The sequence below is a fragment of the Streptomyces tateyamensis genome, from assembly GCF_003205575.1.
In the GTDB taxonomy this organism is placed as follows: domain Bacteria; phylum Actinomycetota; class Actinomycetes; order Streptomycetales; family Streptomycetaceae; genus Kitasatospora; species Kitasatospora tateyamensis.
Genome location: NZ_PYBW01000025.1, coordinates 1 through 17,794, shown reverse-complemented (window position 1 = coordinate 17,794; position 17,794 = coordinate 1). Strand labels below are relative to the sequence as shown.

Here is a 17,794-nt window from a genome sequence, read left to right as displayed (position 1 = left end):
CCGCCGGCGGCGGGGTCAGCGGGCGGCCGGGGACCACTGCGCGTCGGGCGGGTGGACCCGGCCCTCGCGCAGCATGGCGGCGACCAGGGCCGCCTCGCCGGGGCGGGCGAAGAACCAGCCCTGGGCCGTGTCGCAGCCGGTCAGCCGCAGCCGCTCGGCCTGGGCCGCGCTCTCGATCCCCTCGGCCGTCACGGTCAGGCCCAGGTCGTGGGCGAGCCGCACCATCGCGCCGACGATCTGCTCGTCCGCCTCGCTGCGCCGCGAGCGCGGTTCGGGCCGCCCGATCGGGGCCGGGTCGCGGAAGCCCTCGATGAAGGTGCCGTCCAGCTTCAGCGCGTGCACCGGCAGCCGGGACAGGTAGGCCAGGTTGGAGTAGCCGGTGCCGAAGTCGTCGATGGCGATCCGCACCCCCATGTCGGCCAGCGCCTGCAGCGCCTGCAGCGGCCGCCCGCCCGGCCCGAGCACCGCCGACTCGGTCAGCTCCAGCTGGAGCAGCCGGGCCGGCAGCCCGGTGCGGTCCAGCACCTGGGCTACGTCCGCCACCACGTCGGAGTCCCAGATCTGACGGGCCGCCAGGTTGACGCTGACGAAGGCCTCGGTGTCCGGGAACTCGGCCAGCCAGCCGCGGGCCTGCCGGCAGGACTCCTCCAGCACCCACTTGCCGAGCGGCACGATCGCGCCGGACTCCTCGGCCAGCGGGATGAACCGGTCCGGCGAGAGGGTGCCGAACCGCGGGTGCCGCCAGCGCACCAGCGCCTCGGCGCCGTGCACCGTCCCGTCGGCGAGGCCCACCAGCGGCTGGTACTCCACGGTGAACTCGCCGCGCTCCAGCGCCGGGCGCAGGGCGGTGGTGAGCAGGCGGCGGGTCAGCTGGTGGGCGCCGCGGTCGCGGTCGTACAAGGTCCAGCGGGCCCGGCCGTCCGACTTGGACCAGTAGAGGGTCGCGTCGGCGTCCTTGACCAGGTCGTTCGGGGTGGTGCCGGCCACCGGGCGCTCCACCACGCCGACGCTGGCGGTCACCGCGAGCCGGTGCCCGGACACGTCGAACGGGCGCTCCAGCACGGCCAGCAGCTGCCCGGCCAGCGCGGTGAGCTGTTCGCTGCCCTCGCTGTCGGGGACCAGCACGGCGAACTCGTCGCCGCCCATGCGGGCCACCAGCCGGTCGCCGATGCCGCCGAAGCGCCGCTCCAACCGGGCCGCCACCGCGGTCAGCAGCTGGTCCCCGATGTGGTGGCCCAGGGTGTCGTTGATCGCGGCGAAGCCGTCCAGGTCCAGGTAGCAGATGCCGACCCGGCGCTCGCCGAGCTGCCCGGCGCCCTCGCGGCCGGGGGCGCAGGCCGCGTTCAGCCGCTCGAAGAAGAGGGCGCGGTTGGGCAGCCTGGTGAGCGGGTCGTGCAGCGCCTGGTAGGCGAGCCGGTCGCCGAGCCGGCGGCGCTCGGTGACGTCCTCGAACATCGCCAGGGTGTAGAACGGCAGCCCCTCCGCGTCGCGGACCAGGGAGAGGGTCACGCTGCTCCACACCTCAAGCCCTTCGCGGTGCCGCAGCCGCTTCTCCACCCGGACCCGGTCGCGGAGCCCGGCGACCAGCTCGCGGTACAGCCGGCGCGGGCCCTCCTCCGGCTCGATCACCTCGTGGATGTGCAGGCCGGCCAGCTCCTGCGGCTCCCGCCCGAGCAGCGCGGCGAAGGCCGGGTTGGCCTCGATCACGTGGTCGTCGGGGTCGATCAGCAGCATGCCGATGCCGGCGTCGGCGAAGGCGGCCCGGAACCGGGACTCGCTGGCGCGCAGCGCGGCGAGCAGTTCGTCGGCGTCCGGGGTCAGGCTCGCGGGCAGCGGGTAGGCGCAGTTGGGGCAGTGCGAGGGGGGCGGTGGCAGATGGATCGGGACCGGTTTGCCGTAGGGCGGTGGATCCTCCTGGCGCACGCCCTGGCGGTGTGCGTCGGCCCCCTCGTTCCGGCCTCGCACGGCAAGCTCCCGTCCTCAGCTGATGACGCTCCAGCTGCGCCGCGGCCGCGGTCAGCGGTGACTGGCCGTCAAAACAGCGCACTGCGGCCGATCATAGGGCGCGCCGTGAAGAACGGACCACAGCCGCCCGGGCGATTCCTCGGATTTCGAGGCAGCCGTCGGCGGAGTGTGGAACGCCCCCGGCGCGCACTGTGTCGAGTGCGCCGGGGGCGTACGCGGGGCGGCTGCCGGTCAGGCGAGCTCGGCCGTGAGCGTGATGGTGGTGCCGGTCAGGGCCTGGCTCACCGGGCAGTTCTTCTTGGCGTCCTCGGCGGCCACCTGGAACCCGTCCGCGTCGAGGCCGGGGACCTCGCCACGCACCGTCAGGTGGATCCCGGTGATGCCCTCACCCGGCTGGAAGGTGACGTCGGCCTTGGTCTCCAGCCGGGTCGGGGGGTTGCCGGCGCCGGTCAGGGCGTGCGACAGGGCCATCGAGAAGCAGGCCGAGTGGGCGCCGGCGATCAGCTCCTCCGGGCTGGTCTTGCCGTTGGCCTGCTCCGCCCGGGAGGCCCAGGAGACCGGCTGCTCCGGCATCCCGGAGGAGTCGAAGGTCACGGTGCCCGAGCCCTTGATGAGCTCGCCCTCCCAGACGGTGTGCGCGGTACGAATGGTTGCCATGATCGGTACCTCCAGCGGTTCGGGTGCGGTCACGCCGGGGCCAGCCTATGACACGTGGGGCTACGGGAGTTGACAGAAGGTCACCAGGGCGCCCGCCGGGTCGGCGCACGGCACCACCCGGCCGTACGGGGAGTCGAACGGCTCGCGCAGCACCCGGCCGCCCAGCCCCTGGACCTGCTCGGCCGCGTGGTCGGCGTCCACCACGGCGAAGTAGCTCGCCCAGTACGGGCGGACCACCTGGGTGCGGTAGCGGCCGCAGACCGGAAGATCCTGCGGGCCGGGCAGCGACCAGGCGGTGTAGTCGAAGGAGCGGCCGTCGCCGATCTGCTTCTGCTGGTAGGGGAAGAGCTCGGCGAAGAAGGCGTCGGCCGGCTCGGCCTCCGGGGTGGTCAGCTCGTGCCAGCACATCGCGCCCGGCTCCCCGTAGACCGCCGCGCCCGCGTGGCCGGCCGGCTGCCAGAGGCCGAAGGCGGCGCCGGCCGGGTCGTAGGCGAAGGCCAGCCGGCCGGCGCCGGGCACCCGGTGCGGACCGAAGACGGCGGTGCCGCCCGCCCGGGTGACCCGGTCGTACACCGCGTCCAGGTCGGCCGCGGCCAGGTACACGTTCCAGGCGGCCGGGAGCTTCTCGCCGCCGGCCGGCGGCGGCATCAGCGCCGCCGCCGGGCGGCCCTCGCTCAGGCACATGGTGTAGCCGTTGTAGTCCGCCCCGAGTTCCTGGAACTCCCAGCCGAGGATCGGCCCGTAGAAGTCCTGGGCGCCGAGCGGATCGGCGGTGGTGAGGTCGACCCAGCAGGGGGCGCCGTCGGGGTAGGAGTCGCGCACGGGCATCGGGCAGGGCCTTTCCAGGACTGACGGCACGGGGCGCCGGCCTGAGGGTGTCAAGCTACGGCGGATGCGGTCAGGATCGGGCGGCTCGCCACGGTGCGCAACCGGAGGGTGGCGGACAGTGTCCTGTCCGGATGCTGGACGCGAGGCTCGAACGGGGCGAGCCCAGCACGGTCGGCCTGTTAGATTTGCCCGGCCCGCGCCCCGGGCAGACCACCTGGCCGCGCGATGACCGGAGCGGAGCGGATACGCATGACCCAGCAGCACACCAACCTCGACGAGGTGGCCCCCGAGGTGCGGGCCGAGCTCGCGGCCCTGCGCCAGAGCATCGACAACATCGACGCCGCGGTGGTGCACATGCTGGCCGAGCGCTTCAAGGCCACCCAGCGGGTCGGCACCCTGAAGGCCGAGCACCGCCTGCCCGCCGCGGACCCGGCCCGCGAGCGCGACCAGATCAAGCGCCTGCGCGAGCTCGCGGCGGGGGCCCACCTGGACCCGGTGTTCGCGGAGAAGTTCCTCAACTTCATCATCGCTGAAGTCATCCGCCACCACGAGGCGATCGCCAACGACACCAAGTAGGTCGGTGATGCCCGGTCAGCGGTGGGCGGGATCCGGCACGGGGGTCTGCGCGGGCACCGCCTCGACGGCGCCGGGCAGGTCCGCGGCGCCCTTGCGGGCGGCCGGCCTGGTGGCCTGGGCCGCGCAGGCGCCCAGCAGCACCAGCAGGCCGCCGAGCAGCTGCGGGGTGCCCAGGTGCTCGCCCAGCAGCACCCAGGCGAGCACGGTGGCGACCACCGCCTCGATGTTGGCCACCACCCCCGCCACCGGCGGCGACAGGTGCCGCACCGAGACCACCCCGGTCAGGTAGGCCAGCACCGTGGCGACCAGGATCATCCAGGCCGCCGGCAGCAGCGCCGGCACCTGGTGGTGAGCCAGCGTCACCTGGCCGCTCAGCACCGACCAGCGGCCCTGCCAGGGCCGGGTGAGCGCGGTCAGCGCCAGCGCCCCGATCAGCAGGCCGTACGCACTGACCCCGAGCGGATCGGCCGGCCGGTCGCCGCGGCTGCCCGCGTCGGCCAGCACGAAGTAGCCCACCTGGCAGCAGGCCGCGGCCAGCGCGAACAGCACCCCGAGGGCGTCGAAGCCGAGGCCGTGCCAGGCCTCCACCACGCAGACCAGCCCGGCGCTCGCCAGCGCGGCCCCGACCGCGGCGCCCCGGCTGACCGGCTTGCGCTGCACGAACCGCACGTAGCCGAGCAGCAGCAGAGGGCCCAGGTACTCGATCAGCAGCGCCACCCCGACCGGGATCCGGGAGATCGCGGCGAAGTAGCAGGCCTGCACCCCGGCCACCCCCAGCAGCCCGAAGCCGAGCAGCAGCCCCGGCCGCTCGCGCACGATCGCCCGGTGCTTCCAGGCCAACGGCAGCAGTACCAGCGCGGCGCCGGTGGCCCGCAGCCAGACCACGTGCAGCGGCGAGAGGCCGGCCTCGATCAGGGGCTTGGCCGCGGTCCCGGAACCGCCGAAGGAGAGCGCGGAGACCAGGGCGAGTACCAGCCCGAGGCTGCGCCACGCCGGTCTGGACCCGGCCGAGGAGGTGTGCATCGGGGCATTCTGCCAGTTATTAGGACAGGCGTGAAAGGGGCCATCTCGCTGGACGGTACTGACGCCGAGCTGCCGGCCGGGTCGCGCGGTGAGCTGATCCGGGGTCAGCCGAGCACCCCGCCGGCCGTGGCGCCCGGCAGTCGGTCGGCGGCGGGGTCGGCCAGCGGCAGCCAGAGCTGGACCAGGAAGCCGCCGTCCGCCACCGCCTGGGCGTTGATCGTCCCGCCGAGCAGGGTGGCCCGCTCCCGCAAGCCGATCAGCCCGTGCTGCCCGCCCGGCAGACCGGGGGCCGACTCACCGCCGTCCGGCGCCTCGTTGCGCACCGAGACCCGCAGGCAGTCCGGCTCGATCCGGACCGCGACCTCGGTCGGCGCGCCCGGCGCGTGCTTGCGCACGTTGGTCAGCGCCTCCTGCACGGTGCGGTAGGCGGCCCGCTCCACCGGTTCGGGCAGCGCCCGCTCGGCCAGCCCCTCGATCCGCAGCGTGGCGTGCACCTCGGCCGCGGCCACCAGTCGGGCCAGGTCGGCCAGCCGGGGCTGCGGCACCAGCTCGGTGGGCCCGGCGCCGGCCGCCCGCAGCACCAGGATCATCGAACGCAGCTCCTCCAGGGTGGCCACCGCCAACCCGCGCAGGGTGGCCGCGGTCTCCCGGGTCTGCGGATCCCGGGTGGTCACCTGGAGCGCGCCGGCCTGCACCGCGATCAGCCCGGCCTGGTGCGAGACCACGTCGTGCATCTCGCGGGCGATCCGGGCCCGCTCCTCGGCCAGCACGGTCTTGGCGTACAACGCCCGCTCGTGGTCGCGCAGCACCGCGAGCTCGGCGATCCGGGCCGACAGGTCGAGCCGGGTCTGGGCCAGCAGGCCGAGCACCACCGGGCCGCTGCCGAGCACCGCCGCGTAGATCAGGTGCTGGGTGATGTCGCTGGCGCTCTCCTTGGCGAAGTCGGTGACCGGCCACGGTATGAAGCTGCCGATCACCACCGCCAGCGCCGCCGTCGCCTTCTGCCAGTTCGGCCGGCTGGTGCGGGAGACGGTGTAGGCGGCCACCATCGAGGCGATCATCGCGCTGCCCGCGTAGAGGCCCGGCAGGGTGAGCAGCAGCACGGTCCGCGGGAAGCGGCGGCGCAGCAGCAGGACGGCGGCCGCGCCGAGCGAGACCCAGAAGTGCCAGTCGCGCGGCGGCGGGAAGTTCAGCAGCGCGTCCAGGGTGGCGGGGATCACCAGCAGCACGTCGACGGCGACCGCGTGCCAGCGCCGCTCGGGCCGCCACACCCAGCCCGCCAGTCGGCGCAACTGCCGCACCGCCCGCGCTCCGACCTGTCCCACGTCCTGCTCCGTTCCGCCTGGCCCCCGTTTCGCGCGACCGTACCTCACCACCCGCCGACCACGCCCGGCGCGCCGCCCCGGCGCAGCTGTGGAACGGTGGGGAGGGCCGGGGGGTGGACCCGCGAGAGGAGAAGTCCATGTCGTCGAAGCGCCGTCGGAAGAAGAAGGCCCGCGCCAGGCGCGGCGCGAACCACGGACGCCGTCCGCAGTGCTGAACCCCCCAGGCCGGGGCACCCCACCGGGTGCCCCGGCCTCATGTCAGGCGGCGGAGCCGGGTGCGGACGTGGCGGCGGCCGTGAGCAGGCCGAGCAGGCCGTCGATCGCCTGGTCGAAGGGTCCCGTCGCGGCGGCGGCGCGGGCCAGGACGTAGCCGCCCTGGAGGGTGGCGACCACGGTGGCGGCGGTGGCGGCCGGGTCCAGCACCGGGCGCAGTTCGCCGGCGGTCAGGCCCTCGGCGAGGATGCCGGCCAGTCGCTCGCGCAGCCAGGCGAACATCTGCTCCACCGGGCGCCGCAGGGCCGGGTCCGCCATCACGTCGGGATCCTGGGTGAGGCGGCCGACCGGGCAGCCCCTGAGCACCTCGCGCTCGCGGCGCAGGTAGGCGGTGATCCGCTCCACCGCCGTGCCCGGGCCGCCGAGCTGGGCCTCGGCCTGGGCCCGGCGCTCCTCGGCGGTGCGGGTGATCGCGGCCAGCGCGAGGTCGGGCTTGCCGGTGAAGTGGTGGTACATGCTGCCCTGGCCCACCCCGGCGAGCTGCTGGATCGCCTTGGGGCTGGTGCCGACGTAGCCGCGCTCCCAGAGCAGGGTCCGGGTGCTCTCGATCAGGCGGTCCTGAGTGGTCATACCTTGATTGTACGTACTAATCGGTACAGAGGACCGGTAACGCAGGAGGGCCCCTCGCTCTCGCGAGAGGCCCTCTGCTGTTGGTGCGCCGCCAGGGACTCGAACCCCGGACCCGCTGATTAAGAGTCAGCTGCTCTAACCAACTGAGCTAGCGGCGCCTGTTCAACGAGGAGAACATTACCCGATTGGAGCCCCCTACCCGAAATCGGGCCCCCTCAACCGTGGTGCACCCGCAGCAGCAGGGCGGGCAGCTCAGGCGCGGTCGGTAGGGGAGACCCGTGCGAGCAACTCGTCCTGAACCCCTCGCCGGCCGGGCCGCGGACCGCCCCGAGTGGGGCCCGGGCCTGTGGACCGCGCACCTGCGCGATCCACAGGGCACCCTGATCGAGCTCCAGTCCTACCCGGGTCAGCGCCGGCCGCGGGGGCCGGAAACGCCGAAGGCCCCTCGCTCTCGCGAGGGGCCTTCGGTTGTCGGTGCGCCGCCAGGGACTCGAACCCCGGACCCGCTGATTAAGAGTCAGCTGCTCTAACCAACTGAGCTAGCGGCGCCTGCTGACCTGGGAAACAGTACACGACACGGGGGCAAACACCGAATCGCGGCCGGGCTGCCGCGCATGCTCGGGCACTCCGGGGGCAACCGGGCCAGGAAGACCTCGAAGGCGGTCGGCCGCACCGCGGCGGCTCCGGCGAAGGGGGCTGGTCCGTCTTCGCCGGGGCGGTCCCTTCGTACCCGGTGCAGCGGGAGTTGACGGGACATCCGACAGCCTCCGGCCGGCGGTTCGGCCTCCTTCGCCGGACCTGCGCCAGTCGGCCTGCGGTCACCACCGGCAACGCATCGTGACATGTCCAGGCCGGGTGGCCCGCCCCGGGCCGCCAAGGGCCCGGTCGGCGGTGACCTCCGACCCGCCGGCGGGCCGGTGCCGCGCTCCTAGCCTGGAGCGGGACGGAAGGGAGAGCGATGTCCGAGCAGTTCGCGGCACCGGGTGCGCGGGAGGAGCTGCCGCTGGCCGGGCGAGTCCGCCCGGCGCTGGTGCTGGTGGTCCCGGCCGGGCTTGCGCCCGGGGCGCTGGACGGCCTGCGGTACCGGCTCGGCCTGCTGCTCGGGGCGCACAGTCGGGTGAGGGTCCGCCGGCTGCCGCTGCCGGCCCAGGGGTCCGCGGCCCGGGTGGTCCCGCTGGAGCTGGACGCGCTGGCCGCACCGCGGCTGCTCGGGCTGGCCCTCTACCAGCAGCTGTGCCTCGCCGAGGCCGCGGCCGGCCGGCGGGCCGACGCGCTGGTGCTGGCCACCGCCTCGGCCACCCCGCCGCAGTTCCCGGTTGGGCTCGGGCGCCCGCTGCGCACCGCCGCGCCGGAGGCGGTGGCCGAGGAGGTGGCCGTGCTGCGCGCGGCCGGGCACCAGCGGGTCGCGGTGCTCAACCACCAGCTGACCGAGCCGGTGCAGGCGCCCGGCGCCTGGGCGGTGACCGCCCCGCTGGCCGACCACCCGCTACTGGCCCGCGCGGTGCTGCGGCGCTACGCCGCGGGGTAGTGGCAGGCCACCGCGTGCACGTCGTCCGCCGCCGGCCCGGGTGCCTCGCGCTCGCAGCGCGGGCGCTGCTCCGCGGGCAGCGCGGCGTAGACCGGGCAGCGCGGCCGGAACGGGCAGCCCAGCGCCCGGCTGGTCGGTGACGGCGGGTCACCCGGCAGCAGGATCCGCACCCGGTTCCGTTCGGCCACCGGGTCGGGCAGCGGCACCGCGGAGAGCAGCGCCCGGGTGTACGGGTGCCGGGGCGCGGCGAACACCTGCTCCACCGGCCCGTCCTCCACGGTGCGGCCCAGGTACATCACGCTGACCCGGTCGGCCAGGTGCCGGATCACCGAGAGGTCGTGCGAGACGAAGAGGTAGGCCAGCCCCAGCTCGGCCTTCAGCTGCTGCAGCAGGTTGAGGACGCCGGCCTGGATCGACACGTCCAGGGCGGAGACCGGTTCGTCCAGCACCAGCAGCTCCGGCTCCACCGCCAGCGCGCGGGCGATCGAGATCCGCTGCCGCTGGCCGCCGGAGAACTCGTGCGGGTACCGGGCGGCATGGTCCGGCTCCAGGCCGACCTGGGTGAGCAGTTGGGGGATCCGGGCCGCGATCCGGCCCCGGTCGGCGCCCTGGGCCTGCAGCGGTTCGGCGATGATGTCGCCGACCGGCAGCCGTGGGTCCAGGCTGGCCATCGGGTCCTGGAAGACGATCTGCACCCGGGCCCGCAGGCGGTGCGCCGCCTCGGCGGAGAGGGCCGCGGTGTCCTGGCCGAGGAGCTCGATCCGCCCGGCCTCGGGCGGGCGCAGGCCCAGCACCTCGAAGAGCGCGGTGGACTTGCCCGAGCCCGACTCGCCGACCAGGCCCAGGGTCTCGCCGCGCCGGATGTCGAGGCGCACCCCGTCCACCGCGTACACCTCGCCCACCTTGCGCTTGAAGACGGTGCCCTTGTGGACAGGGAAGGTCCGGCGCAGCCCGTCGACCGAGAGCACCCGGGGCAGCGTCTCGCGGGCCGCCGGCGCCGGGGACCGGGTCGGCGGCAGGGCGGGCACCGGGTAGACCTCGGCGGGGGCCGGCCGCTCGGCGGCCAGCTCGCCCGAGCGCAGGCAGGCGGCGAGGTGCTCGCCGGGCCCGGTCAGCACGGGTTCGGCGGCCCGGCACTCGGGCACCGCCAGCGGGCAGCGCGCGGCGAACGGGCAGCCCGGCGCGAGCGCGTGCAGCGCGGGCGGCTGTCCGGGGATCGGGACCAGCGGGCCGCCGGTCCGGTCCAGCCGGGGCACCGCGCCGATCAGGCCCAGCGTGTAGGGGTGGTGGGGCGCGGCGAACAACTCGTCCACCGGCGCGCTCTCCACCACCCGGCCCGCGTACATCACCGCGACCCGGTCGGCCATCTGTGCGACCACCCCGAGGTCGTGGCTGACCAGCACCAGGGCCGCGCCGGTCTCCCGCTGCGCGGTGCGCAGCACCTCCAGCACCTGGGCCTGGATGGTGACGTCCAGCGCGGTGGTCGGCTCGTCGGCGAGCAGCACGTCGGGGTCGTTGGCCACCGCCATGGCGATCATCGCGCGCTGGCGCATTCCGCCGCTGAACTCGTGCGGGAAGCTGTCCAGCGCCCGGACCGGGTCGGGGATGCCGACCAGGTCGAGCAGTTCGGCGGCGCGGCGGCGGGCGGCGGCCCGGTCCACCCGCTGGTGCACCCGGACCGCCTCGGCGATCTGGTCGCCGATCCGGAAGACCGGGGTGAAGGCGGACAGCGGGTCCTGGAAGACCATGGCGATCCGCCGGCCGCGGATCGCGGCGAGCTCGCGGGCGGGGCGGCCGACCAGCTCCTGCCCGTCGAGCGCGACCGAGCCGTGCACGGTGGCGGTGCCGGGCAGCAGGCCGAGCACCGCGAGCGCGGTGACCGACTTGCCCGAGCCGGACTCGCCGACGATGCCGAGCGTCTCGCCGCGGTTCAGGGTCAGGTCCACCCCGCGCACCGCGGTGGTGGTGGCGCGGCCGCGGGCGGCGGCGAACTCCACCCGCAGGTCGTGGACGGTCAGCAGCGGAGCGGGGGTGGTCACGCGGTGGCCTCGTCGACGGTCGGTACGGGGGAGTCGGTGCGCCGGCCGGGCAGCGGGCGGGCGGCGTCCCGGACCCGGCGGGAGGGGCGGCGGGCGGCATCGGCGGTCGGGTCCAGCGCGTCGCGCAGCCCGTCGCCGATCAGGTTGACCGCCAGCACGAACAGGACCAGCAGCCCGGCCGCGAAGTAGAAGGTCCACGGGTAGGTCGGGGCGGTGTCGGTCCCGTCGGCGATCAGGGTGCCGAGCGAGACGTCCGGGGCCTTCACCCCGAAGCCGAAGTAGGAGAGCGCGGTCTCGCTCATCACGGCCGAGCCGACCGCGATGGTGGCGTCCACGATCAGGTAGGAGGCGCAGTTGGGCAGCACGTGCCGCCAGATCACCCGCAGCGGGCGCACCCCCATGAACTGGGCGGCCCGGACGAACTCGCGCTCCTTGAGCGAGATGGTCATCGAGCGGACCACCCGGGCGGTGATCATCCAGTTGAAGGCGGCCAGCAGCACCACGAAGGCCAGCCAGCCGGCGCTGCGCAGCCGTGGCGAGACGATGGTGATGACCAGGAAGCCGGGGAAGACCAGCATCAGGTCCACGAAGAAGATCAGCAGCCGGTCGGTCCAGCCGCCGAAGTATCCGGCGCAGGCGCCCACCAGTCCGGCCAGCACGGTGGACAGCAGCGCCACCAGCAGGCCGATGATCAGCGACTTCTGCAGCCCGCGCAGGGTCTGCGCGTAGACGTCCTGGCCCAGCCCGCCGGTGCCGAACCAGTGGTCCGCGGACGGGGGTTGGCGCAGCGACGCGTAGTCGATGTCGGTGTAGCTCCAGTGCGTCAGGTACGGGCCGACGAAGGCCAGCAGGAAGAGCAGCAGCACCGTGCCGCCGCCGATCAGCACGCCGGGCGCGGCCAGCAGCCGGGTCAGTACCAGACGGCCGCGGCCGGCCCGGGCGGGGGAGTCGACGCTCATCAGCCACGCACCCGGGGGTCGAGGGCGGCGTGCAGGGTGTCGGCCAGGAAGCCGGAGGCCAGCACGGTGACCGCGGTGAACAGGTTGACCGCGACCACGGAGTTGGTGTCGTTCTCCCGGATCGCGTTGATGAACCACTCACCCATGCCGTGCCAGCCGAAGATGGTCTCGGTGAAGACCGCGCCGGTGAAGATGCCCAGGAAGTTGTAGGCGAACAGGGTCGACATCGGGATCACCGCGGTGCGCAGCCCGTGCTTGAGCAGGGCCCGGCGGCGGGTGAGTCCCTTCGCCTCGGCGGTGCGCAGGTAGTCGGAGCCGAGCACGTCCAGCATGGTGCCGCGCTGGTAGCGGCTGTAGGTGGCCAGCCCGGTGAGCGAGAGCGACAGGGTTGGCAGCAGCAGGTGCACGCCCCAGTCGGCCAGGTGGGTGCCGAGTCCGCCGGTCAGGCCCGGGGTCTCGTAGCCGGTGAAGTTGATCAGCTGGTGGCCCGAGGCCTGGTTGGCCGCGATCGCGCCGTTCTTCAGGAAGAGCGCGAGCAGGAAGACCGGGGTGGAGAGCAGCACGAACGAGCTGATGGTCAGCGCCCGGTCGGAGATCCGGTACTGGCGCACCGCGCTCCAGGCGCCGGCCAGCACGCCGAGCAGCATGCCCAGCAGGCTGCCCACCACCAGCAGCCGCAGCGAGACCCAGATCCGGCGGCCGAAGTCGGCGTTGACCGAGGTGTCGTGGATGGTGCGGCCGAGGTCGCCGTGGAGCACCGCGCCCTCGGCCCAGTGGCCGAAGCGGATCACCACCGGGGTGCGGTCGTTGATGCCCAGCGCGGTCAACTGCCGGTCCACCGCCGCAGTCGAGGGGCGCGGGTGCTTCTCCTCGAAGTAGGCGCGCGGGTCGAGTGCGGCGCTGGCCAGCGCGTAGGCCAGGAAGACCGCGGCCACCAGCAGGACCAGGTAGTAGGCGAGGCGTTTCGCCAGGTAGCGCAGCATCAGCGCCTGCCGTGCGGAGCCGGGATCATGACCAAATGCCTTCGTAGCAGGGGTGGTTGGTGCAGCTTCGCGCAGCGGAATTCTGACCACCGACCGAACGGCCGGTCAAGAGTCGTGCAGCACGCGGCTCCACGGTTCGACGAAGTGCCTGGTCACAGTCTTGCGGCCGATTGCAGCCGCAGTGTTGCCGCGGGATTTCCCGAGGTGACGATCCGAACAGAAGTGAACACCGCAGTCTGGTGGGCGAACTGATGCGCTGTTACGTTCTGCTCACCGACTCGGAGACTTGTCTGCCCACCTTCAAGTCCCGCCACACCCGCCTTCGAACCGGAGGAGCCCCTCATGGATGCCACCGCACCCGTGCACCGCCGCCCGGCCGCCCTGCTGGCGGCCGCCACCGCGCTCGCCCTGGCCCTGACCGGCTGTGGTTCGAGCGGGAGTTCGGGCAGCGGCCCGGACGCCGCGAAGAGCGCCCAGCCCAGACTCGACGCCCAGGACATCAACCCGCAGCCGCTGGACAAGGTCAAGGACGGCGGCGAGCTGCGCGAGCCGTTGCAGCAGTGGGTCACCCAGTGGAACCCGCTCCAGGTCGACGGCACCTACGGCGACGCGGTGGAGATCATGAAGATGATCGAGCCGCTGCTCTTCCGGATCGACGCCACCGGCACATACCAGCCGGTCCCGGAGTTCCTGCAGTCCGCCAAGGTGGTCTCCACCTCCCCCCAGGTGGTGCTCTACAAGCTCAACCCGAAGGCCGTCTGGTCGGACGGCAAGCCGCTGAGCTACCTGGACTTCAAGGCGGTCTGGCAGGCCGCGAACGGTCGGAACCCGGACTACAACACCGCCACCACCACCGGCTACAGCCAGATCGGCGACGTCTCCCAGGGGGCCGACGCCTCCGAGGTCAAGGTCACCTTCGCCACGCCCTTCGCCGACTGGCAGAGCCTGTTCTACCCGCTGCTGCCGGCTGCCGGGATCGGCACCCCGGAGCAGTTCAACAAGGGCTGGGTGGAGCAGGTCCCGATCACCGGCGGGGCGTTCAAGATCGGGTCCATGGACAAGTCGGCGCAGACCGTCACGGTGGTGCCGGACCCCAGGTGGTGGGGCAACAAGCCCAAGCTGGACCGGTTCACCTACCGGGTGCTGGCCACCTCCGCGATCACCCAGGCCTTCCTCAACAACGAGGTCGACTACGCCGGCGCCGGCCGGGCCGACTCCTACAGCCAGCTGAAGGCCAGCCCGAACGCGGTGATCCGCTCGGCCAGTCCGTGGGACGAGGTGCACATCTCCTTCGGGTCCAACGGCGCGCTGGCCGACCAGAAGGTGCGCCAGGCCCTCGGCAAGGCGCTGGACCGTGCCTCGCTGATCAAGGTGGTCAACCAGGGGGTGCCGGTCCAGTTCCCGCTGCTCGGCAACCACATCCTGATGACCAACCAGGCCGGCTACCAGGACAACTCCGGTGAGTGGGGCAAGTACGACCCGGCCGCCGCCAAGCAGTTGCTCACCGGGGCCGGCTGGCAGGAGAACGGCTCCGGCCCGCGCACCAAGGACGGCCAGTCGCTGGAGCTGCACTTCGTGATCTCCGACGGCTCTCCGCAGACCACCGTGGACCTGGCCACCGCGACCCAGAACATGCTCCAGCAGGTCGGCGTGAAGCTGGACGTGGACAAGGTGCCGGCCAACGACTTCGACGAGAAGTACCTGAACGTAGGCAAGTTCGACCTGGCCACCTGGCGCAACACCGGCTCGTTCCCGCCCTCGGCGATCCTGCCGTTCTACCAGGCGCCGGTGGGCGACAACGTGTTCCAGAACTTCTCCAAGCTCAGCACCCCGGAGATCGACAGCCTGCTCAAGCAGGCCGCCGCGACGCTGGACCCGGCCCAGGCGGCGAAGCTCTACAACCAGGCCGACGCGAAGATCTGGGAGCTGGGCCACACCGTCGAGCTCTACCAGCGCCCGCAGGTGACCGCCTTTCGCAAGGGGCTGGCCAACTTCGGCGCCGCCGGCCTGGCCGACATCGACTACACCAAGGTCGGCTGGGAGAAGTGACCACGGACCGGCGGTGAACGGGCGCGCTGTCGGGCAGCGCGGTGATCACGAGGCCGGAGGGCGGGCGGGGAGGAGTCCCTCCCCGAACTGCCGCCGCACCGGCCTTGACCTTCCGCGATGCCCGCAGGACGCCCTTCTCGCCGTGCCACTTGGGAAGGAATGTATCGGGGCAATCGGGGCGTTCGCACTTCGCGACACCCGCTGTTCGCGGACTCCCGGGCGCGGTGTCACCCGGTTCGCGCAAGTCCGCGTCAACTCGCTTTGACGCGGGCGGGAGCCGGACGTCGGCCACGGGGTGGGCTCGGCCGTGCCGTGCCGTCACGGTGCGTGCGCGGACCAGTCCCGGCTGCCACCATCGGCTCGGGGGCGGTCCGCGCCCGCCGACGGCCGACCCGGGAGCGAGCGCACCGATGACCAGCAGTCCCACCGCCCAGACCCGAGACGTCGTGGTGCGCCGGATGGTGCCGCGCCGGCGTGACGAGGCGCACCGCACCGCCACGCCGCTGGAGCTCTTCTTCGACCTGTGCTTCGTGGTCGCGGTCGCCCAGGCCGGGCGGCAGCTGGCGGTGGCGCTGGCCGAGGGGCACCTGCGGGTCGCGCTGGCCGGCTTCGTGCTGGCGTTCTTCGCCATCTGGTGGGCCTGGATGAACTTCACCTGGTTCGCCTCCGCCTACGACTGCGACGACGTGCCGTACCGGGTCACCACGCTGGTGCAGATCACCGGGGCGCTGATCCTGGCGGCCGGCATCCCGCGGCTCTTCACCGACCAGGACTTCACCCTGAGCGTGCTGGGCTACGTGGTGATGCGGCTGGCCCAGGTCGTCCAGTGGCTGCGGGCCGCGCAGGGGTCGCAGGGAGCGGCCCGGCGGATGGCCCGCGGCTACGCGGCCGGGATCGTGCTGGTGCAGGCCGGCTGGGTGCTGGTGCTGCTGCTGCCGCACTCGGCCGTGCTCTGGGTGTTCCCGCTCGGGGTGGTGGCCGAGCTGGCCGTGCCGGCGGTGGCCGAGCGGCGGGTGCAGAGCCCCTGGCACCCGCACCACATCGCCGAGCGGTACGGGCTGTTCACCCTGATCGTGCTGGGCGAGACGGTCTCGGCCGCCACCGTGGCGGTGCAGAGCGCGGTGGACGGGCACGAGGCGCTCGGCAAGCTGGTGCCGATCGCGGTCGGCGGGCTGCTGCTCTGCTTCGCCGCCTGGTGGATCTACTTCGCCGCCCCGATCCACCAGCACCTGAAATCCAACCGGCAGGCGTTCGCCTGGGGTTACGGGCACTACGTGGTCTTCGGCTCCGCCGCGGCGATCGGCGCGGGGCTGGAGGTGGCGGTGGAGCACGCGGTCGGCAAGGCGCACATCTCGGCCGTGGCCGCCACGGCCGCGGTCACCGTGCCGGGGGCGCTGTACCTGTTCACCGTCTGGCTGCTGCACTCGCGGCACGGCAAGCAGGGTGTCGCCCAGGCGGTGCTGCCGGCGGCGGCCGCCCTGGTGCTGCTCTGCACGCTGCTCGGCGAGCCGGGGGTCCTGGCCGCCGGGCTGGTGGCGGCTGCCGCGGTGGCGGCGGGGGTGGGGCTGCACGCCCGGTCGGGGCAGCCGACTGGGACCATCGACTGACTGCCACCGCCCCCGGAGGAGCCAGCCGTGCCGCTCGAGGACCTGCCCTACGCCCACCTGCTGCAGCCGCACCCCGGGCCGCTGCGCCGGGACGAGCGGTACGACACCGCGCACTTCGACGCGCTCACCCTGCAGGGCGCCCAGGCGGGCGGGGCGAGCTTTCTGGAGTGCGCCTTCACCGGGGTGACGGTCAGCGAGGGCAAGCTGCGCCAGGCCAGGTTCGTCGAGGTCTGGCTGGAGGGGTGCCGGCTGGTGGCCACCGACCTGGCCGAGAGCGAGTGGCAGGACGGCACGGTGGCCGGCTCGCTGCTGGCCGGGATCGCCGCCTACGGCGCCCAGTTGCGTCGGCTGACGCTGCGTCAGTGCAAGCTGGAGGCGGTCAACCTGCGCTCGGCGGTGCTGCGCGAGGTGGTCTTCGAGGACTGCCAGCTGCGCGACGTCGACTTCGGGGCGGCCAAGCTGACCGGGGTCTCCTTCCCCGGCAGCTCGCTGGAGCAGGTCCGGTTCGGCCAGGCCCGGCTCGCCAAGGTGGACCTGCGCGGCGCCACCCGGCTGGAACTGCCGGACGGGCACGAGGGGTTGCGCGGGGCGGTGATCTCCACCCACCAGCTGCTGGAGCTGGCCCCGCAGTTCGCCCAGGCCCTCGGCGTCACGGTCAAGGACAGCTAGTGCGGCACCGGGCCCCCGGTCCAACCGGGGTCGGCCCGCAGTTCACCCGGCGTCCGCTCGCTGACGGCGGGGAGAACAGTCCGACAAGCTTGGGTCCGAGGTCTCGGCAGGGCGACGTCCGGTGGTCCAGGATGGCGCGCGGTCCAGTTGTACACACAACCTGATCCAGCTGGCGTGACCGAAGGGTTGGCGATTCCCGATGACCGATCTGAGCCGTAGGACGTTCATGGCGGCCTCGGCCGCGACGGCGGCCGGTGCCGCCGTCGCCGGCACGGTGGGCGGCGCCTCCGCCCGGGCGGCCGCCGCCACGCCCGCCGGGACCACCGGCACGATCGCGGATGTGAAGCATGTGGTGATCCTGATGCAGGAGAACCGCAGTTTCGACCACTACTTCGGGACTCTGCAGGGCGTGCGGGGTTTCGCGGACCGTGCCACGATCCAGCTGGCGGGCGGGTACTCGGTCTTCAACCAGCCCAACGGGGGCGGCCGGCAGTATCCGTGGGCGTTCAGTGCGGGCAGCAGCGAGCTGGTCTCGCAGTGCAACGGCGACCTGTCCCACGCCTGGTCCGACCAGCACGCGGCCTGGAACGGCGGCAGGATGGACGCCTGGGTGGCCGCCAAGCGGACCAACCGCACCCTGGGCTACCTGCAGCGCAAGGACATCCCGTTCCACTACGCGCTGGCCGACAACTGGACCATCTGCGACGCCTACCACTGCTCGGTCCTGTCGGCGACCGGCCCCA

Annotated in this window: 16 protein-coding genes, 2 tRNA genes and 1 pseudogene; 8 read left to right on the top strand and 11 right to left on the bottom strand. The window is 73.4% G+C overall.

Features of this window, described 5'->3' with window-relative positions:
* Positions 1-15: 15 nt before the first annotated feature.
* The 3 genes from C7C46_RS07655 to C7C46_RS07645 all read right to left on the bottom strand — a co-directional run bounded on the left by C7C46_RS07655 (position 16) and on the right by C7C46_RS07645 (position 3,450).
* On the bottom strand, positions 16-1,965 hold the full coding sequence (locus C7C46_RS07655; protein ID WP_245984278.1) for a putative bifunctional diguanylate cyclase/phosphodiesterase: 1,950 nt from the start codon (positions 1,963-1,965) through the stop codon (positions 16-18).
* Between the two features lie 231 nt (positions 1,966-2,196).
* On the bottom strand, positions 2,197-2,622 hold the full coding sequence (locus tag C7C46_RS07650; RefSeq protein ID WP_110667217.1) for an OsmC family protein: 426 nt from the start codon (positions 2,620-2,622) through the stop codon (positions 2,197-2,199).
* Positions 2,623-2,682: 60 nt separating this feature from the next.
* Complete coding sequence (locus C7C46_RS07645; protein WP_110667095.1) at positions 2,683-3,450, bottom strand: VOC family protein; 768 nt, start codon at positions 3,448-3,450, stop codon at positions 2,683-2,685.
* Positions 3,451-3,699: 249 nt separating this feature from the next.
* On the opposite strand from C7C46_RS07645, the gene C7C46_RS07640 reads away from it, so the two are divergent.
* Complete coding sequence (locus C7C46_RS07640) at positions 3,700-4,026, top strand: chorismate mutase (RefSeq protein ID WP_110667093.1); 327 nt, start codon at positions 3,700-3,702, stop codon at positions 4,024-4,026.
* A gap of 15 nt (positions 4,027-4,041) precedes the next feature.
* Here C7C46_RS07640 and C7C46_RS07635 read toward each other — a convergent pair whose 3' ends face one another.
* Positions 4,042-5,049, bottom strand: a complete 1,008-nt coding sequence (locus C7C46_RS07635) for an EamA family transporter (protein ID WP_110667091.1) — start codon at positions 5,047-5,049, stop codon at positions 4,042-4,044.
* A gap of 104 nt (positions 5,050-5,153) precedes the next feature.
* Entirely contained in the window at positions 5,154-6,374 is a 1,221-nt protein-coding gene (locus tag C7C46_RS07630; RefSeq protein ID WP_245984277.1) for a sensor histidine kinase, read from the bottom strand.
* Positions 6,375-6,511: 137 nt separating this feature from the next.
* Between C7C46_RS07630 and C7C46_RS37820 the strand changes: the two genes are divergently transcribed.
* The gene (locus tag C7C46_RS37820) at positions 6,512-6,589 is read left to right on the top strand and encodes a hypothetical protein (protein ID WP_464336931.1); all 78 of its coding nucleotides are present in this window, start codon (positions 6,512-6,514) and stop codon (positions 6,587-6,589) included.
* 43 nt (positions 6,590-6,632) lie between these two features.
* On the opposite strand, the gene C7C46_RS07625 is transcribed toward C7C46_RS37820, so the two are convergent.
* Together C7C46_RS07625 and C7C46_RS07620 are read right to left on the bottom strand one after the other, a co-directional pair.
* Positions 6,633-7,217: a TetR/AcrR family transcriptional regulator gene (locus C7C46_RS07625; RefSeq protein WP_110667089.1), complete on the bottom strand. Its 585-nt coding sequence runs from the start codon at positions 7,215-7,217 to the stop codon at positions 6,633-6,635.
* 81 nt (positions 7,218-7,298) lie between these two features.
* Positions 7,299-7,375 (bottom strand) — tRNA-Lys (locus C7C46_RS07620).
* A 162-nt stretch (positions 7,376-7,537) separates the two neighbouring features.
* Here C7C46_RS07620 and C7C46_RS36295 point away from each other — a divergent pair.
* Positions 7,538-7,618 (top strand): annotated as a pseudogene (locus tag C7C46_RS36295) (glyoxalase/bleomycin resistance/extradiol dioxygenase family protein); the annotation flags it as partial.
* A 74-nt stretch (positions 7,619-7,692) separates the two neighbouring features.
* On the opposite strand, the gene C7C46_RS07610 reads toward C7C46_RS36295, so the two are convergent.
* Positions 7,693-7,766, bottom strand: a tRNA-Lys gene (locus C7C46_RS07610).
* A gap of 409 nt (positions 7,767-8,175) precedes the next feature.
* Between C7C46_RS07610 and C7C46_RS07605 the strand changes: the two genes are divergently transcribed.
* Positions 8,176-8,745 carry a sirohydrochlorin chelatase family protein gene (locus tag C7C46_RS07605; protein ID WP_110667087.1) on the top strand — a complete coding sequence of 190 codons (570 nt, stop codon included), beginning with the start codon at positions 8,176-8,178 and terminating at the stop codon, positions 8,743-8,745.
* On the opposite strand, the gene C7C46_RS07600 is transcribed toward C7C46_RS07605, so the two are convergent.
* From C7C46_RS07600 to C7C46_RS07590, 3 genes are read right to left on the bottom strand one after another with little or no spacing between them, the layout of a single operon-like run.
* A complete protein-coding gene (locus C7C46_RS07600; RefSeq protein ID WP_110667085.1) occupies positions 8,730-10,784 on the bottom strand; it encodes a dipeptide ABC transporter ATP-binding protein in 2,055 nt (684 codons plus the stop codon). The two genes, C7C46_RS07605 and C7C46_RS07600, sit on opposite strands and share 16 nt — an antisense overlap.
* Complete coding sequence (locus C7C46_RS07595; RefSeq protein WP_110667084.1) at positions 10,781-11,743, bottom strand: ABC transporter permease; 963 nt, start codon at positions 11,741-11,743, stop codon at positions 10,781-10,783. Before C7C46_RS07595 ends, C7C46_RS07600 begins: the two co-directional genes overlap by 4 nt.
* Entirely contained in the window at positions 11,743-12,726 is a 984-nt protein-coding gene (locus tag C7C46_RS07590) for an ABC transporter permease (protein ID WP_110667082.1), read from the bottom strand. Before C7C46_RS07590 ends, C7C46_RS07595 begins: the two co-directional genes overlap by 1 nt.
* Before the next feature lie 342 nt (positions 12,727-13,068).
* Here C7C46_RS07590 and C7C46_RS07585 point away from each other — a divergent pair, with 342 nt between their 5' ends.
* The 4 genes from C7C46_RS07585 to C7C46_RS07570 form a co-directional block, all read left to right on the top strand.
* Entirely contained in the window at positions 13,069-14,775 is a 1,707-nt protein-coding gene (locus tag C7C46_RS07585; RefSeq protein ID WP_110667080.1) for an ABC transporter family substrate-binding protein, read from the top strand.
* A gap of 410 nt (positions 14,776-15,185) precedes the next feature.
* Positions 15,186-16,382 (top strand): low temperature requirement protein A, encoded by a 1,197-nt coding sequence (locus tag C7C46_RS07580; RefSeq protein ID WP_245984276.1) that lies wholly within the window; start codon positions 15,186-15,188, stop codon positions 16,380-16,382.
* A 27-nt stretch (positions 16,383-16,409) separates the two neighbouring features.
* Positions 16,410-17,051 (top strand): pentapeptide repeat-containing protein, encoded by a 642-nt coding sequence (locus tag C7C46_RS07575; RefSeq protein WP_110667079.1) that lies wholly within the window; start codon positions 16,410-16,412, stop codon positions 17,049-17,051.
* 199 nt (positions 17,052-17,250) lie between these two features.
* Positions 17,251-17,794, top strand: a 544-nt coding sequence (locus C7C46_RS07570; RefSeq protein WP_281278527.1) for an alkaline phosphatase family protein, incomplete at its 3' end; no start/stop codon positions are given.

Bases quoted from the DNA above. Each gene is read 5' to 3' on its own strand.
- C7C46_RS07650 (WP_110667217.1), bottom strand. From the start codon at position 2,622: ATGGCAACCATTCGTACCGCGCACACCGTCTGGGAGGGCGAGCTCATC.
- C7C46_RS07645 (WP_110667095.1), bottom strand. From the start codon at position 3,450: ATGCCCGTGCGCGACTCCTACCCCGACGGCGCCCCCTGCTGGGTCGAC.
- C7C46_RS07640 (WP_110667093.1), top strand. From the start codon at position 3,700: ATGACCCAGCAGCACACCAACCTCGACGAGGTGGCCCCCGAGGTGCGG.
- C7C46_RS07635 (WP_110667091.1), bottom strand. From the start codon at position 5,049: ATGCACACCTCCTCGGCCGGGTCCAGACCGGCGTGGCGCAGCCTCGGG.
- C7C46_RS37820 (WP_464336931.1), top strand. From the start codon at position 6,512: ATGTCGTCGAAGCGCCGTCGGAAGAAGAAGGCCCGCGCCAGGCGCGGC.
- C7C46_RS07625 (WP_110667089.1), bottom strand. From the start codon at position 7,217: ATGACCACTCAGGACCGCCTGATCGAGAGCACCCGGACCCTGCTCTGG.
- C7C46_RS07605 (WP_110667087.1), top strand. From the start codon at position 8,176: ATGTCCGAGCAGTTCGCGGCACCGGGTGCGCGGGAGGAGCTGCCGCTG.
- C7C46_RS07595 (WP_110667084.1), bottom strand. From the start codon at position 11,743: ATGAGCGTCGACTCCCCCGCCCGGGCCGGCCGCGGCCGTCTGGTACTG.
- C7C46_RS07590 (WP_110667082.1), bottom strand. From the start codon at position 12,726: ATGCTGCGCTACCTGGCGAAACGCCTCGCCTACTACCTGGTCCTGCTG.
- C7C46_RS07585 (WP_110667080.1), top strand. From the start codon at position 13,069: ATGGATGCCACCGCACCCGTGCACCGCCGCCCGGCCGCCCTGCTGGCG.
- C7C46_RS07580 (WP_245984276.1), top strand. From the start codon at position 15,186: ATGACCAGCAGTCCCACCGCCCAGACCCGAGACGTCGTGGTGCGCCGG.